13 protein-coding genes are annotated in these 15,152 nt (G+C 71.5%); 11 read left to right on the top strand and 2 right to left on the bottom strand.

Annotation, left to right across the window (positions count from 1 at the left end; all coding sequences use genetic code 11):
• Nucleotides 1-6: 6 nt before the first annotated feature.
• Nucleotides 7-1,233: a TerD family protein gene (locus ABT001_RS19245; protein WP_351278759.1), complete on the bottom strand. Its 1,227-nt coding sequence runs from the start codon at nt 1,231-1,233 to the stop codon at nt 7-9.
• 151 nt (nt 1,234-1,384) lie between these two features.
• Entirely contained in the window at nt 1,385-2,194 is an 810-nt protein-coding gene (locus tag ABT001_RS19250) for an NAD-dependent epimerase/dehydratase family protein (RefSeq protein WP_351278762.1), read from the bottom strand.
• A 339-nt stretch (nt 2,195-2,533) separates the two neighbouring features.
• Here ABT001_RS19250 and ABT001_RS19255 point away from each other — a divergent pair, with 339 nt between their 5' ends.
• The 11 genes from ABT001_RS19255 (at nt 2,534) to ABT001_RS19305 (ending at nt 15,151) form a co-directional block, all read left to right on the top strand.
• Entirely contained in the window at nt 2,534-3,493 is a 960-nt protein-coding gene (locus ABT001_RS19255; RefSeq protein WP_351278764.1) for a 5-dehydro-4-deoxyglucarate dehydratase, read from the top strand.
• Entirely contained in the window at nt 3,490-4,674 is a 1,185-nt protein-coding gene (locus tag ABT001_RS19260) for a hypothetical protein (protein WP_351278767.1), read from the top strand. Before ABT001_RS19255 ends, ABT001_RS19260 begins: the two co-directional genes overlap by 4 nt.
• Before the next feature lie 232 nt (nt 4,675-4,906).
• Entirely contained in the window at nt 4,907-5,563 is a 657-nt protein-coding gene (locus ABT001_RS19265; protein WP_351278770.1) for a GntR family transcriptional regulator, read from the top strand.
• Nucleotides 5,564-5,613: 50 nt separating this feature from the next.
• Nucleotides 5,614-6,516, top strand: a complete 903-nt coding sequence (locus tag ABT001_RS19270; protein WP_351279061.1) for a dihydrodipicolinate synthase family protein — start codon at nt 5,614-5,616, stop codon at nt 6,514-6,516.
• On the top strand, nt 6,513-8,258 hold the full coding sequence (gene araD, locus ABT001_RS19275; RefSeq protein ID WP_351278772.1) for an L-arabinonate dehydratase: 1,746 nt from the start codon (nt 6,513-6,515) through the stop codon (nt 8,256-8,258). The genes ABT001_RS19270 and araD overlap by 4 nt, the downstream gene beginning before the upstream one ends.
• Nucleotides 8,259-8,379: 121 nt before the next feature.
• Nucleotides 8,380-9,318, top strand: coding sequence for a carbohydrate ABC transporter permease (locus tag ABT001_RS19280; RefSeq protein ID WP_351278775.1), 939 nt, complete (start codon nt 8,380-8,382; stop codon nt 9,316-9,318).
• Nucleotides 9,315-10,232, top strand: a complete 918-nt coding sequence (locus ABT001_RS19285) for a carbohydrate ABC transporter permease (RefSeq protein ID WP_502967487.1) — start codon at nt 9,315-9,317, stop codon at nt 10,230-10,232. The genes ABT001_RS19280 and ABT001_RS19285 overlap by 4 nt, the downstream gene beginning before the upstream one ends.
• A gap of 5 nt (nt 10,233-10,237) precedes the next feature.
• Nucleotides 10,238-11,602, top strand: coding sequence for a pectate lyase family protein (locus ABT001_RS19290; RefSeq protein ID WP_351278777.1), 1,365 nt, complete (start codon nt 10,238-10,240; stop codon nt 11,600-11,602).
• Nucleotides 11,599-12,768 (top strand): Gfo/Idh/MocA family protein, encoded by a 1,170-nt coding sequence (locus tag ABT001_RS19295; RefSeq protein WP_351278779.1) that lies wholly within the window; start codon nt 11,599-11,601, stop codon nt 12,766-12,768. Before ABT001_RS19290 ends, ABT001_RS19295 begins: the two co-directional genes overlap by 4 nt.
• Nucleotides 12,765-13,589 (top strand): DUF6807 domain-containing protein, encoded by an 825-nt coding sequence (locus tag ABT001_RS19300; protein WP_351278781.1) that lies wholly within the window; start codon nt 12,765-12,767, stop codon nt 13,587-13,589. Before ABT001_RS19295 ends, ABT001_RS19300 begins: the two co-directional genes overlap by 4 nt.
• On the top strand, nt 13,586-15,151 hold the full coding sequence (locus ABT001_RS19305; protein ID WP_351278784.1) for a glycoside hydrolase family 43 protein: 1,566 nt from the start codon (nt 13,586-13,588) through the stop codon (nt 15,149-15,151). The genes ABT001_RS19300 and ABT001_RS19305 overlap by 4 nt, the downstream gene beginning before the upstream one ends.
• Nucleotide 15,152 lies beyond the last annotated feature (1 nt).

Here is a 15,152-nt window from a genome sequence, read left to right on the forward strand (position 1 = left end):
GGGGTGCTACAGGGCCTTCGCGGCGGGCTTGACCATGCCGCGGACGGTCCGCGACTTCACGAACTCGCCCATGCCGGTCATCTCCCACTCGCCGGAGAACTGCTTGATCAGCTTGGCCATCATCACGCCGGTCTGCGGTTCCGCGCCGGTGAGGTCGAAGCGGACCAGCTCCTCGCCCGTGGCCGCGTCGATCAGCCGGCAGTAGGCCTTGGCGACCTCGGTGAACTTCTGGCCGGTGAAGGAGTTGACCGTGAAGACCAGACCGGTCGCGTCCGCGGGAATCCGGCCGAGGTCCACGACGATCACCTCGTCGTCGCCCGCGCCCTCACCCGTGAGGTTGTCGCCGGAGTGCTTGACCGCGCCGTTCAGGATGGAGAGCTTGCCGAAGTAGCAGCTGTCCAGGTGGTTGCGGTTGGGGCCGTAGGCGATCACCGAGGCGTCGAGGTCGATGTCCTTGCCGCGGAACGCGGGCTCCCAGCCGAGGCCCATCTTGACCTGTGAGAGCAGCGGCCTGCCGCCCTTGACCAGGGAGACCGTCTGGTTCTTCTGGAGGCTGACCCGGCCCTTGTCGAGGTTGATCTTGCCGGAGCCGGCGGCTGCGGGCGCGGGCGGTGCTGCGGGGGCCGGCGGGGCGATCCGGGGGTCCACCGGCGCGGCTGCCGGGGGAGCGGCCGGCGGTGCGACGGGTGCGGCGACGGGCGGTGCGACAGGCGCGGCGGGCGCCGCCGCGGGCTCCTCCACGGAGACGCCGAAGTCCGTGGCGATGCCGGCCAGCCCGTTCGCGTAGCCCTGGCCGACCGCGCGGGCCTTCCAGACGCCGTTGCGCAGGTAGATCTCGATGACCACCAGCGCGGTCTCGCCGCCCAGCTGCGGCGGGGTGAAGGTGGCGAGCGCGCTGCCGTCGTCCGCGTTGCGCACGGTGGCGGTGGGCTCGACACCCTGGAAGGTCTGGCCCGCCGCGTCGGGGCTCGCCGTGACCACGATCTTCTCGATGCCCGGGGGAACCGCGGTGGTGTCCACCACGATGGCGTCGGGCGCCGACCCGCCGCCCGAGCGGTAGGTCACACCGGGGCCCGAGGGCTGGTTGTAGAAGATGAAGTCGTCGTCGGAGCGCACCTTGCCGTCGGCGGTGAGCAGCAGGCCCGAGACGTCGAGCCGCACCGGGGCGGCGACGTCCACCGCCACGCGGGCGGCGGAGAGAGGGATGTTCGAGCCGGGGGTCATTGCGGTCATGCACGGGGTAACGAACGACCCGGCTTTGCCGTTCCCTTACCTTCGCGGGCTCGCCCCGTACGGCTCAGCGCCCGCCCGGTGCGCGGCGTCCACGGCTCGGACCCGCCCCGTGGCGCGGCGTCAGGGCCGGGCTCCGGGGCGGGGCGCGGGATCAGTAGGGCCAGATCGGCGGGTTCGTGACGAAGTGGCCGCCGAGGTGGACGTGGTCGGGATTCTCCGGGTCCAGTTCGCCGTGCTCGGCGACGAGCTTGCCGGCGTACTGCTCGGAGTCGTCCTGCGGGTCGTATCCCAGGGAGCGGGCCGTCGTCAGGTCCCACCACAGGCGGGTGTTGTCCGAGGAGCCGTAGACCACCGTGTGCCGCACGTCCTCGGCGGTGAGGGCCGCGTGGAAGAGCCGGGCCCCGTCGGCGGGGCTCATCCAGACGGACAGCATCCGCACCGACGTCGGCTCCGCGAAGCAGGAGCCGATCCGCACGGAGACGGTCTCCACGCCGTGCTTGTCCCAGTAGAACTGTGCGAGGTCCTCGCCGAAGGACTTCGACAGACCGTAGAAGGTGTCGGGGCGGCGCGGGGTGTCGACGGGGATCAGCGGGTCCCCGTCGAGCGGGCGCGGGGTGTAGCCGATGGCGTGGTTGGAGGAGGCGAACACGATGCGCCCGACGCCCTCCTCGCGCGCGGCCTCGTAGAGGTTGTAGGTGCCCTCGATGTTGGAACGCAGGATCTTGTCGAACGAGGACTCGAGGGAGATGCCCGCGAGGTGGATGACCGCGTCCACGCCCCGCACGGCTTCCCGCAGCGCGGCCTTGTCGCCGAGGTCGGCGACGACGGCGTCCGGTTCCCCTTCGATCGGGGCCACGTCGAAGAGCCGGAGCTCGTAGCCGTACGCGGGGAGCAGTCCCCGCATCAGGGTGCCGAGGCCGCCGGCTGCGCCGGTGAGCAGGACGGTGCGGGGAGCTGGCATACGGGGATCTCCTCGGTGCGGGCGCGGGGTGCGGGCGCGGCGTGCGTGAACGGTGCGGTGCTGTGCCGCGAGGGCCGGGTGCGCGGAAGGCGGGGTGCGCGTGACGCGCGGATGTCACGCGGCCGCCCGATGCGGCGGCTTCATGGATGGCATTCACATGCGTGGACAAACTAAGAACTCGCGACGGTCGCGTCAAGTGGTGCCCGGTCTCGACCTGTCCGACTCGGGTCGCGTGTCCATGGCTTGACCGGCGCCGCGCGGCTGGCTTAGCGTGTCATCGTTCATGAATATGGACACCGATCATAATTGTGCACGCCTGAATCCGCTCAGGGAGCGCCCGTGACCTCAGCCCCTCTTGCCGCCCGACTCACCGATGTCGCCGGGCCGCTCTTCTTCCCCGTCACCGCCTACGGGCCGGACGGCGCCGTCGATCTCGACGTCTTCCGCGCGCACGTGCGCGCGGGCGTCGACGCCGGTGCCGCGGCCGTCTTCGCCTGCTGCGGCACGGGCGAGTTCCACGCCCTCAGCCCGGAGGAGTTCCGGCTCGTCGTCCGGGCGGCCGTCGAGGAGACCGCGGGACAGGTGCCCGTCGTCGCGGGCGCCGGCTACGGCACGGCGCTCGCCGTCCAGTACGCGAAGCTGGCCGAGGAGGCGGGCGCGGACGGGCTCCTCGCCATGCCGCCCTACCTCGTCGTCGCCGGCCAGGAGGGGCTGCTGGCCCACTACACCGCCCTCGCCGCCGCGACCTCCCTGGAGACGGTCGTCTACCAGCGGGACAACGCGGTCTTCACCCCGGAGACCGTCGTCGCCCTCGCCCGGACCCCCGGGATCATCGGCCTCAAGGACGGGTACGGCGACCTCGACCTGATGCAGCGCATCGTCAGCGCCGTGCGCTCCGGGCTGCCCGGCGAGGACTTCCTGTACTTCAACGGGCTGCCCACCGCCGAGCTCACCGGGCTCGCCTACCGGGGCATCGGCGTCACGCTCTACTCCTCGGCCGTCTTCGCCTTCGCCCCCGACATCGCCCTGGCCTTCTACCGGGCGCTGGAATCCGGCGACGACGACCTGGTCAACGCGCTGCTCGACCACTTCTACCGGCCGCTCGTCGAGCTGCGGGCGAAGGGCCGCGGTTACGCGGTGGCGCTGGTGAAGGCGGCCGTCCGGCTCGAAGGCCTGGACGTCGGCCCGGTCCGCACCCCGCTCACCGACCTCCCGCCCGCGCACGTCGAGGAGCTGACCGCGATCATCGCGAACGGCCGTACGCTGCTGGAGAAGCACCGCACGGAGGAGGCGAAGTGAAGACCTCGGCCTTCCTGTACCCCTGGGACGTCGTGGGTGACCCGGACGCCGCCGCCCGCATCGCCGGGCTCGGTGTCCAGCAGGTGACGCTCGCCTCCGCCTACCACTCCACCCGGGCCCTGACCCCGCGGCACCCGGGCCACCGGATCGTCACCGCCGAGCACGCGGCGGTGCTCTACCCGCCGGACGCCACGCGCTGGTCGGGGCGCGAGCTGCGCCCCTTCACCCAGTCCTGGGTGGAGGGGGAGGACCCGTACGCCGAGGCGGCCGAGGCCCTGGCGGGAGCGGGTCTCCAGGTGCACTCCTGGGTGGTCCTCGCGCACAGCTCCCGCCTGGGCGCCGAGCACCCGGACACCTCGGTGGTCAACGCCTACGGCGACCGCTACCCCTGGGCGCCGTGCATCGGGCGGCCCGCCGTCCAGGAGTACCTGCTGGACCTCGCGGCGGAGGCGGCCGTACGCCCCGGCACGTCGGGCACCGAGCTGGAGTCCCTCGGCTGGTACGGCTTCGCGCATCTGCACGCCCACGACAAGACCTCGGGGGTCGCCCTCGGGGACGCGGCGCAGTACCTGATGTCCCTCTGCTTCTGCGCCGACTGCGGGGCCGGTTACGGCTCCGCGGGGCTCGACGCCGAGGAACTGCGCGGGGCCGTACGCCACGCCCTGGAGCCGGTGTGGGCCGGTTCCGGTCCCGGTGAGCAGGGCTGGGCCGGTGTGGAGAAGCTGCTCGGCGCGGACCTCGCCGGCGCCACCCTGCGGTGGCGCGGGCAGGTCGCCAGGAGCCTCCAGGAGGCCGCTGTCGCCGCCGTGCGGGCCGCCGCTCCGGAGGGCGACTTCCAGGTCCTGCTGCACGCCGACCCCGCCCCCTACCGCACCGGCGCCAACGTGGGCGTGGACGCCGCCCACATCCTGTCCACGGCGGACGGCGTCGTGCTGCCCTGCACCGGCGGTGACGCCGCACGCGAGGCGGTGCTCGGGCCGTTCGCGGGGCTCTCCGGCGTGCTGGCGGCCAATTTCAACGTGGTCAGCGGCATGGGCGGCAGCCCCGGCACCCTCGAACGCGACGCCGCGCACGCGGCTTCGCTCGGTGCGAACCAACTGCGTCTGTACCACGCGGGCCTGGCCTCGGGACCGGACCTGAGCGCCGTCGCCGGCGCCCTGTCGGCCATCCACGGCGCCTGACAGGGCGCGTCCCCCAAGCTGTCCGAGAGCAGGCCCCCGGCATACCGCCGGGGGCCTGCTCCCGTCGGTCCGGGCGCCGTGCGGCGGCCGCTGGACGGGCCGGATTCCGCATACACGGAACTTCTTTTGCCAGAAGCGTTGACGAAACATTCCCACCGCTCTAGCTTCATCGCGTCGTACTTCGTACGTCATATATGAGACGCGATACGCGAGATGTGAGAGCTCTTCACCCATGACCTTTGCGCCTGCCCCGATCCCGTCCAGGACCCAGTACGTGCTGGAGGCGATCAAGCACGCCATCCTCACCGCGCAGCTGACGCCGGGGCAGGCGCTCGTGGAGACCGAACTCGCCGCGCAGTTCGGGGTGTCGAAGACGCCCGTACGTGAGGCACTGAAGACGCTCGCCGGTACCGGGCTCGTGGTCATGAGCCAGTACAAGGGCGCCACCGTGCGGCTCGTCGACGCGACCATGGCCCGGGAGGTGTACGACGTGCGCCTGCTCCTGGAGCCGGAGGCGCTGCGCCGCTCCATCACCCGCAAGGTCTCGCTGGAAGCGGCCCAGGAAGCCCTGGAGCGTGCCGACTCGGCGATCGACCAGGCCGGCAGGTCGCTCGCCAACCGGGACTTCCACCGGGCGCTCTACCTGCCCTGCGGCAACCCGCTGCTCGCCCGGATGCTCGACGAGATCCGTGACCAGGCCGCACTCGTCTCCACCGTGGCCTGGTCGGCGAACCCCTCCTGGGAGCGAGAGGCGGCCGAGCACCGCGAGATCCTGCGGCTCGCCCTCTCCGACGACGCGACAGCCGCCGTAGGGGCCCTGCACGACCACATCGCATCGTTCGTACGCCGTGCCTTCCCCGACGACGAAGTCGGGGGTGGCACGCCGTGAACCACCTGCTGGAAACGGATCACCAGCACCTCGACGAAAGGCTGGTCCGCATGGACCTCTCCCCGCTGAAGGCGGCCCTCGCAGACGTTGTGGCGATCCCGGTGACCCCGTTCACCGAGGACGGGAGCGTCGACATCCCGGCGCACCGCGCGCTGCTGCGGCGTCTGCTCGACGGCGGCGTCCGCATCGTCACCCCGAACGGCAACACCGGTGAGTTCTACGCGCTCACCCCCGACGAGCGGCGCACCGTCACCGAGCTCACCATCGAGGAGGCGGGCGGCCGTGCCACCGTCCTGGTGGGGGTAGGCCACGACGTGCCGACCGCCGTGGCCGCCGCCGAGCACGCCAGGGACGCCGGGGCCGAGATGGTGATGGTGCACCAGCCGGTGCACCCCTACGTCTCGCAGGACGGCTGGATCGACTACAACCGGGCCGTCGCCGAGGCCGTCCCCGAGCTCGGGGTCGTCCCCTACGTCCGTAACCCCCTGCTCGCCGGTGAGCGGCTCGCCGAGCTCGCCGACTCCTGCCCCAACGTCATCGGCGTGAAGTACGCCGTCCCCGACGCCGCCCGCTTCGGCGCGTTCGCCCGGGACGCCGGTCTGGAACGGTTCGTGTGGGTCGCCGGGCTCGCGGAGCTGTACGCCCCCTCCTACTTCGCCACCGGCGCCACCGGCTTCACCTCCGGGCTCGTCAACGTGGCCCCCGGCGTCTCGCTCGCCATGCTGGAGGCGCTGCGGGCCGGTGACTACCTCGCGGCGATGAAGGTCTGGGAGCAGATCCGCCGCTTCGAGGACCTGCGCGCCGACCGGCAGTCCGCCAACAACGTCACGGTCGTCAAGGAGGCCCTGGCCTCGCTCGGGCTCTGCCGTCGCGACGTACGCGCGCCGAGCCGGGCGCTCCCCGAGGAACAGCGCGCCGAGGTCGCCGGCCTGGTCGCCGGGTGGTCCGTATGACGGGCACCGGCACGGAGGGCCGCCGCATCGCTCCGGAGGAGCTGCGCAGCCACCAGTGGTACGGCACCGACGGGCTCCGCTCGTTCAGCCACCGCGCCCGCACCCGTCAGCTCGGCTACCTCCCCGAGGAGCACCTGGGCAAGCCGGTCATCGCGATCCTCAACACCTGGTCCGACATCAACCCCTGCCACGTCCATCTGCGCGACCGCGCGCAGGCGGTCAAGCGGGGTGTCTGGCAGGCGGGCGGCTTCCCCCTCGAATTCCCCGTCTCCACGCTCTCGGAGACCTTCCAGAAGCCGACCCCGATGCTCTACCGCAACATGCTGGCGATGGAGACGGAGGAGCTGCTGCGCTCCTACCCCGTCGACGGCGCCGTGCTGCTGGGCGGCTGCGACAAGTCCACTCCGGCGCTGCTGATGGGCGCCGCCTCCGTCGACCTGCCGACCGTCTTCGTGCCGGCCGGGCCGATGCTGCCGGGGCACTGGCGCAACGAGGTCCTCGGCTCCGGCACGGACATGTGGAAGTACTGGGACGACAAGCGGGCCGGCCTGATCGGCGACTGCGAGATGGCCGAGCTGGAGAACGGGCTCGCCCGCTCACCGGGCCACTGCATGACGATGGGCACCGCCTCGACCCTGACGGCCGCCGCCGAGGCGCTGGGCGTCACGGTGCCGGGCGCCTCGTCCATCCCGGCCGTGGACTCCGGTCACGACCGGATGGCGGCGGAGTCAGGGATCCGGATCGTCGAACTGGTGTGGCAGCAGCTGAAGCTGTCGCAGATCCTCACGGCGGACGCCTACGCGGACGCGGTGGCCACCGTGCTCGCGCTCGGCGGCTCCACCAACGCCGTCATCCACCTGATCGCGATGGCCGGACGCTCCGGGGTGAAGCTCACCCTGGACGACTTCGACCGCATCGCGCGCACCGTGCCCGTCCTCGCCAACCTCCGCCCCGGCGGCAAGTACCTGATGGAGGACTTCCACTTCGCCGGAGGGCTGCCGGGATTCCTGGCGCGGCTCACCGACGTGCTCCACCTGGACCGGCCCACCGTCACGCACGGCACGATGCGCGAACAGCTCGACGGGGCGCTCGTCCACAACTCCGACGTCATCCGGGAGCGCGACAACCCGCTGGCGGAGGAGGGCGGTGTGGCCGTCCTGCGCGGCAACCTCTGCCCCGACGGCGCGGTCATCAAGCACATCGCCGCCGAGCCGCACCTGCTGCGCCACACCGGACCCGCGGTCGTCTTCGACGACTACAAGGAGATGCAGCGCACCATCAACGACCCGGCCCTGGCCCTCACCCCGGACCACGTGCTGGTGCTCCGCAACGCCGGCCCCAAGGGCGGCCCCGGCATGCCGGAGTACGGCATGCTGCCGATCCCGGACTACCTGCTGAAGCAGGGCGTACGGGACATGGTGCGGCTCTCCGACGCCCGGATGAGCGGCACCAGCTACGGGGCCTGTGTCCTGCACATCGCACCCGAGTCCTTCGTCGGCGGGCCGCTCGCCCTGGTCCGCACCGGTGACCTGATCACGCTGGACGTCGAGGCACGGCTGCTCCACCTCGACGTGTCCGACGAGGAGCTGGAGCTCCGCAGGTCCCGCTGGACCGAGCCGCCCGCCCGCTACGGACGTGGTTACGGGGCGCTCTACCAGGACCAGATCACCCAGGCCGACACGGGATGCGACTTCGCGTTCCTGGCCCGGCAGGGAGAAGTGCCCGACCCGTACGCGGGCTGAACCGGGCGAAGAATATTCCGCGCGCCGCACCCGTACGGGACACCGAACGGCAAACAGTAAGCGCTTGCACCCCCCTCGAAAGAACGGCACATCCAGCACTTCCAGAGAACGGAGACGCGTCATGGCCCAATCCGCAGCCGTGGCCACACCGCCCCCCAAGGGGAAGGCGCCCAAGCGCCGCTCGGCCACACCCCGCCGCCTGCCGTATCTGCTGATAGCGCCCGCGGGCCTGCTGATGCTGGGCTTCATCGCCTATCCGGTGATCAGCGTCTTCTACTACAGCCTGCAGAACTACAACGTCACCAAGCCGTGGCGGAACGGCTTCGCGGGCTTCGACAACTTCACCAAGATCTTCACCGATGACGAGCAGTTCTGGCCGTCGCTCGTCTTCAGCGCCCAGTGGGTCTTCACCCAGGTGACCCTGCAGCTCGCGCTCGGACTGGCCCTCGCCCTGATCGTCAACCAGACCTTTATCGGCCGCGGCATCTCCCGCGCCATGGTCTTCTCGCCCTGGGCCGTCTCCGGCGTGCTGACCAGCACCATCTGGATCCTGCTCTACAACTCCTCGACCGGCTTCAGCCGCTACCTCGCGGACGCCGGGTTCGGTGACTACGGCACCTCGGTCCTCTCCGACACCGGGACCGTCTTCTGGGCGGCGACCATCACCGAACTCTGGCGCGGAGTCCCCTTCTTCGCCATCCTCATCCTCGCCGACCTGCAGTCCGTCTCCAAGGAACTGTACGAGGCGGCGTCGGTGGACGGCGCCGGCCGGCTGCGGCAGTTCTTCCACATCACGCTCCCGCACCTGCGCGACGCGATCATCCTGGCCACCCTGCTGCGCGGGGTCTGGGAGTTCAACAACGTCGACCTGCTCTACACCCTCACCGGCGGCGGACCCGCGGGCGAGACCACCACCCTGCCCCTCTACGTCGCCAACACAGGCATCGAGGGCCACGACTTCGGATACGCCTCAGCGCTCACCACCGTCGCCTTCGTGATCCTCCTCTTCTGCTCGATCGTCTATCTGCGCCTGAGCAAGTTCGGAGGCGACAACAAGTGACTGCCGCACTCGTGGAGAAGAAGGACACCCGCACGCCGGGACCGTCCGGGGGGAACGACCTCCCGCCGCCCTCCTCGCGCCGCCGCACCAAGCGCGAACGTGCCTTCGACGACGTACCGCGCTGGCAGATCTACGTGCCGCTCGGCATCTACCTGCTCTTCACCCTCATCCCGTTCTACTGGATGCTCCTCTTCGCCGTACGGCCCGCCGGCTCCACCTCGCTGGTGCCCTGGCCCATGACGGGGGAGCACTTCTCCAAGGTCTGGAACGAGCGCAGCTTCGCGGTCTTCTTCCAGAACAGCATGATCGTCGGCGTCGCGACGCTGATCGCCACCACCCTCGTCGCGCTGGCCGGCGGCTACGCCCTGGCCCGGTTCGACTTCAAGATCAAGGGCGCCTTCATGCTGGCGCTGCTCTGCTCGCAGTTCATCCCGGGCGCGCTGATGATCGTGCCGCTCTTCGAGATCTTCAAGAACCTCCAGATGATCAACTCCCTCGGGAGCGTCGTCATCGCGGAGACGGTCTTCCAGCTGCCCCTGTCGATCATCCTGATCAGAGGCTTCATCAAGAACGTGCCGGTCTCCCTCGAAGAGGCCGCATGGGTGGACGGCTGCTCGCGCTTCAAGGCCTTCTGCGCCGTCGTCCTGCCGCTGCTGCGTCCCGGGCTGATCGCGGTCGGGTCGTTCGCCTTCGTCCACAGCTGGAACCACTTCCTGTTCGCCCTGATGTTCCTCAGTGAACAGGACAAGCAGACGATCCCGGTCGGCCTCAACACCCTGATCGGCGCCGACAGCGTCGACCTGGGGGCGCTGGCCGCGGGCGGTGTCATCGCCGCCGTGCCCGTGGTGATCGTCTTCGCCTTCATCCAGAAGTGGCTCATCACCGGCTTCAGCGCCGGCGCCGTGAAGGGATGACGCACATGACCTGGAAGCTCCGACCCCGTACGACGCGACGCGCCGCCGCCGCGCTCGCCCTGCTCCTGGGCAGCCTGGCCCTCCAGCCGGGCGCCCGGGCGGCCACCGCGTCCCCGGGCACGGCCCCGGAGGCGTCCGCCGCGCCCGGCAGGGACCTCGGCCGCGAGGTCCTCGCCGACAACGACGGCTGGGCCGCGGAAGGCACCGGCACGACCGGAGGCTCGGCGGCCGACGAGGACCGTGTCCGCACCGTGCGCAACCGTGCCCAGCTCGTCGCGGCACTCGACGGCGGCAGCTCCGTCCCCAAGATCATCCGGGTGGCGGGCACCATCGACGCCAACACCGACGACCGGGGACGGCGGCTGGACTGCGCCGACTACGCCACCGACGGCTACGCCCTCGACGCCTACCTGGCCGCCTACGACCCCCGCACCTGGGGTGGCGCCAGACCGGCCGGACCCCAGGAGGACGCCCGCAAGGCGTCCGCCGCACGTCAGGCCGAACGGGTCGAACTACTGGTCGGATCGAACACCACGATCGTCGGTACCGGCGCGGGCGCCGTGCTCAAGGGGGCGAGCCTCCAGGTCAAGGACGCCGACAACGTCATCATCCGCAACCTCGAACTCCGCGACGCCTACGACTGCTTCCCCGCCTGGCAGCCCAACACCGGTGGCCGCGGCGACTGGAAGACCGCGTACGACACGCTGTGGCTGCGCGGCGCCACCCACGTCTGGGTCGACCACGTCACCGCCAGCGACAAGGGCCACCCGGACGACCGGGAGCCCACCTACTTCGGGCGCAACTACCTGCGCCACGACGGGCTCCTCGACATCACCAACGGCTCCGACCTCGTCACCGTCTCCTGGAGCCGGTTCGCCGACCACGACAAGGCGATGCTGATCGGCAACGGCGACGGCGCCGGGGCGACCGACCGGGGCAAGCTCCGCGTCACCCTGCACCACAACGAGTTCCACTCCGTCGTGCAGCGCGCGCCCCGGGTCCGCTTCGGACAGGTCCACCTCTACAACAACCGCTACGTCGTCCCCGGGGACGGCGACTACCGCTACTCCCTCGGCGTCTCCACCGAGTCCCGGATCGTCGCCGAGAACAACGCGTTCGAGGCCCCGGGCCACATCGAGGTCGCCGACCTGCTGAAGAGCTGGAACGGCAGCGCACTCACCCAGCGCGGCACCGTCTTCAACGGCTTCCCGGTCGACCTGGTCTCCATCTACAACGCCTACAACTCGGGCAGCGAGACCGACCTGGCCACCGACACCGGCTGGACACCCACCCTGCACGGCCCCGTCGACAACGCCGAGAAGGCCGCCGCCGAGGTCGCCCGCAGGGCCGGAGCGGGGAGGGCCGGATGAGCGCCGCACCACTGCCCGTCGTCCTGGCCGGAGCCCGCGGCCACGGCGGCTGGCACCTCGCCAACCTCCGCCGCCTCCAGCACCAGGGCCTCGTCAGGCTGGCCGGGATCTGTGAACTGAACCCGCTGACCGACGCCGAACTCCAGATGTTCGCCGGTGAGATGCCCGAGCAGTCCGCCGACTTCGGGGCCCTCCTGGACTCCACCGGCGCCCGCGCCGCCGTCATCTGCACCCCCATCCCGACCCACACCACGCTGGCCCTGACGGCCGCGTCCCGGGGCGTCCACCTCCTCCTGGAGAAGCCGCCCGCCGCGACCTGGGCCGACTACGCCCGCATGGCCGACGGCGTACGGGAAGCGGGCATCGCCTGCCAGATCGGCTTCCAGTCCTTCGGCTCGCACGCCGTGCCGGCCGTCAAGGAGCTCGTACGCTCCGGTGCGATCGGCACCGTACGGGGCATCGGCGCCGCCGGTGCCTGGGTCCGCGACGACGCCTACTTCCGCCGGGCACCGTGGGCCGGGCGCCGCAGGATGGGCGGCACCGACGTGGTCGACGGGGTACTCACCAACCCGCTGGCCCACGCCGTCGCCACGGCACTCGAACTCGCCGGCCGGGGAACGGCCGAGGACGTCGCGTCCATCGAGACCGAGCTGTTCCGCGCCCATGACATCGAGTCCGACGACACCAGCTGCGTCCGCGTCACCACCACCGACGGGCTGCCGGTGACCGTCGCGGTCACCCTCTGCGCGGAGGAGGCCGGCGAACCGTACGTGATCGTCCACGGAGACCGCGGCCGCATCACCTTCTGGTACAAACAGGACAGAGTCCTCGTCCAGCGCGCGGGACACGGCCCCGAAGAGGCCGTGCACGGGCGGACCGACCTCCTGGAGAACCTCGTCGACCACCTGGAGCACGGCACCCCGCTGCTCGTACCGCCGGAGCGGACCGGTGCCTTCATGCGGGTCCTCGAAGCCGTACGCACCGCCCCCGAACCCACCGCCCTCCCCGCCACCGCCTGGCACACCCGGCCCGCCGACCGGGGCGACGGCGTACGGCGCATCGTCGACGGCATCGACGGCATGGTCGCCACCGCCGCCGACACCCTCACCCTCTACTCCGAACTAGGCGCCTCCTGGGCGCGACCCAGCGAGGTGAGCACCCCATGACCACCGCACTCCTCAGCTGTGCCGGACGCTCCGTCGGCCGCTACGGCTACGGACCCGAGCCGGGCAGCCGGCCCTACCTCCACCCCGTCACGACCCTCGCCGGCACGCCCGTCACCGAGGAGCGCCCCGCCGACCACATCCACCACCTGGGCGTCTCCGTCGCGGTACCCGACGTGGCCGGACGCAACTTCTGGGGCGGGCGCACCTACGTCCGGGACCAGGGCCCCACCGAGCTCGACAACCACGGGGCGCAGCGGCACATCGGCTGGAAGCTCCGCGACCCGGACGGCTTCGTGGAGGAGCTCAGCTGGGAGGCGGACGGTGCCGAGCTGCTGCGCGAGCACCGCACCGTCGCCGTGACCGGACTCTCCGACACCGCGTGGGCGCTTGACCTCTCCTTCTCCCTGACCAACCGCGGCTCCACGGACCTGTCCATCGGCAGCCCCGCCACCAACGGCCGCCCCGGCGCCGGCTACGGCGGCTTCTTCTGGCGCGCACCCAAGGAACCCGCCCCGCCCGCCGTGTTCAGCGCAACGCACGACGGCGAGGAAGCCGTGCACGGCAGGACATCCGACTGGCTCGCCCTCGCCGGGGACGGCTGGACGCTCGTCTTCGCCGGCGCGACCGACGAGACCCGGCGCGACCCGTGGTTCGTACGGACCACCCAGTACCCGGGGGTCGGCTCCTCCCTCGCCGCCGACCACCGGCTCCCCGTCGCCGCCGGAGCCACCGTCGTACGCCGGATCGTCACCGTCGTCGCCGACGGACGCCTCGACCGGGACGCCGCGGCCGCCCACGTCCGCAAGGCGGTGGCCGCATGACGATGCCCTGGACCGCTGACCTCGGGGACGGCACCTACCGCAACCCCGTCCTGAACGCCGACTGGTCCGACCCGGACGTCGTGCGCGTCGGCGACGACTACTACCTCACCGCGTCCAGCTTCGGCCGCGTCCCCGGACTGCCCCTGCTGCACTCCCGTGACCTGGTCAACTGGACCCTCATCGGCCACGCGCTCGAACACCTCCGGCCGGAAGCCGACTTCGCCGTGCCCCGCCAGGACTGCGGGGTGTGGGCGCCCGCGCTGCGCCACCACGACGGACGCTTCTGGATCTTCTGGGGCGACCCCGACCACGGCGTCCAGCAGATCAACGCCGAGGACATCCGTGGCCCCTGGAGCGCCCCGCACCTCGTCAAGCCGGGCAAGGGCCTGATCGACGCCTGCCCCCTGTGGGACGAGGAGACCGGGGAGGCCTATCTGGTGCACGCCTGGGCGAAGTCCCGCTCCGGCATCAAGAACCGGCTCACCGGTCACCGGATGAGTCCCGACGGACGCGAACTCCTCGACGAGGGCACGACCCTCATCGACGCCGACACGATCCCGGGCTGGTTCACCCTCGAAGGCCCCAAGCTCTACCGGCACGACGGCCACTTCTGGATCTTCGCCCCCGCCGGGGGAGTGGAGACCGGCTGGCAGGGTGCCTTCCGCTCGCGGACGTTCGACGGCCCCTACGAGGAGCGGGTCGTCCTCGCGCAGGGAAGCACCGAGGTCAACGGACCCCACCAGGGCGGCTGGGTCCGTACCGCCGCCGGTGAGGACTGGTTCCTGCACTTCCAGTCCCGCGGGGCGTACGGCCGCGTCGTCCACCTCCAGCCGATGCGCTGGGACGACGAGGGCTGGCCCGTCATCGGCGACGAGGGCGAACCCGTCCAGGTGCACCCCCGGCCCGAGGCTCCGGCGCAGGCCGTCACGGCACCGGCCTCCGACGACGACTTCCCCGGCGGGCGCCACGGCCCCCAGTGGCAGTGGGCGGCCAACCCCCGCCCCGGCTGGACCATCGGCCACGCGGGCGACGGGCTGCGCCTCAGCTGCGTACGGACCGCGTACGCCCACGATCTGCGCGCCCTGCCCAACGTCCTGGTGCAGCGGCTGCCGGCCGAGGAGTTCACCGCGGAGGTCGGCATCCAACTCGACACCGGTGAGCCGGGGGCCAAGGCCGGGCTCGCCGTCCTCGGGGACGCCTTCTCGTGGATCGGCCTGGAGGCCGGGCCCGACGGGACGGCCCGGCTCGTGCACCGGTACGCCGAATCCGTCGCCGAGCACGAACGGGACGCCGAACACCCCCGCCCCGCACCCGAGGGCACCGTACGTGTCCGGATCGAGGTGACCCGGGGCGCCCGCTGCCGCTTCTCCGCCGACACCGGGGACGGGGCCGGCTTCCGGCCCTCCGGCCAGGTCTTCGCCGCCACCCCCTGGCGCTGGGTCGGCGCGCTGCTGGGTCTCTTCGCCACCGCACCGGCCGGCGACGGACCGTCAGGGACGGCCGGTTTCACCGCATTCCGCACGACCGGAACCGCACCCGCGCCGCACCGCGCACACCACTGAC

This window comes from Streptomyces sp. NPDC002793 (genome assembly GCF_040295485.1).
Lineage (GTDB): Bacteria > Actinomycetota > Actinomycetes > Streptomycetales > Streptomycetaceae > Streptomyces.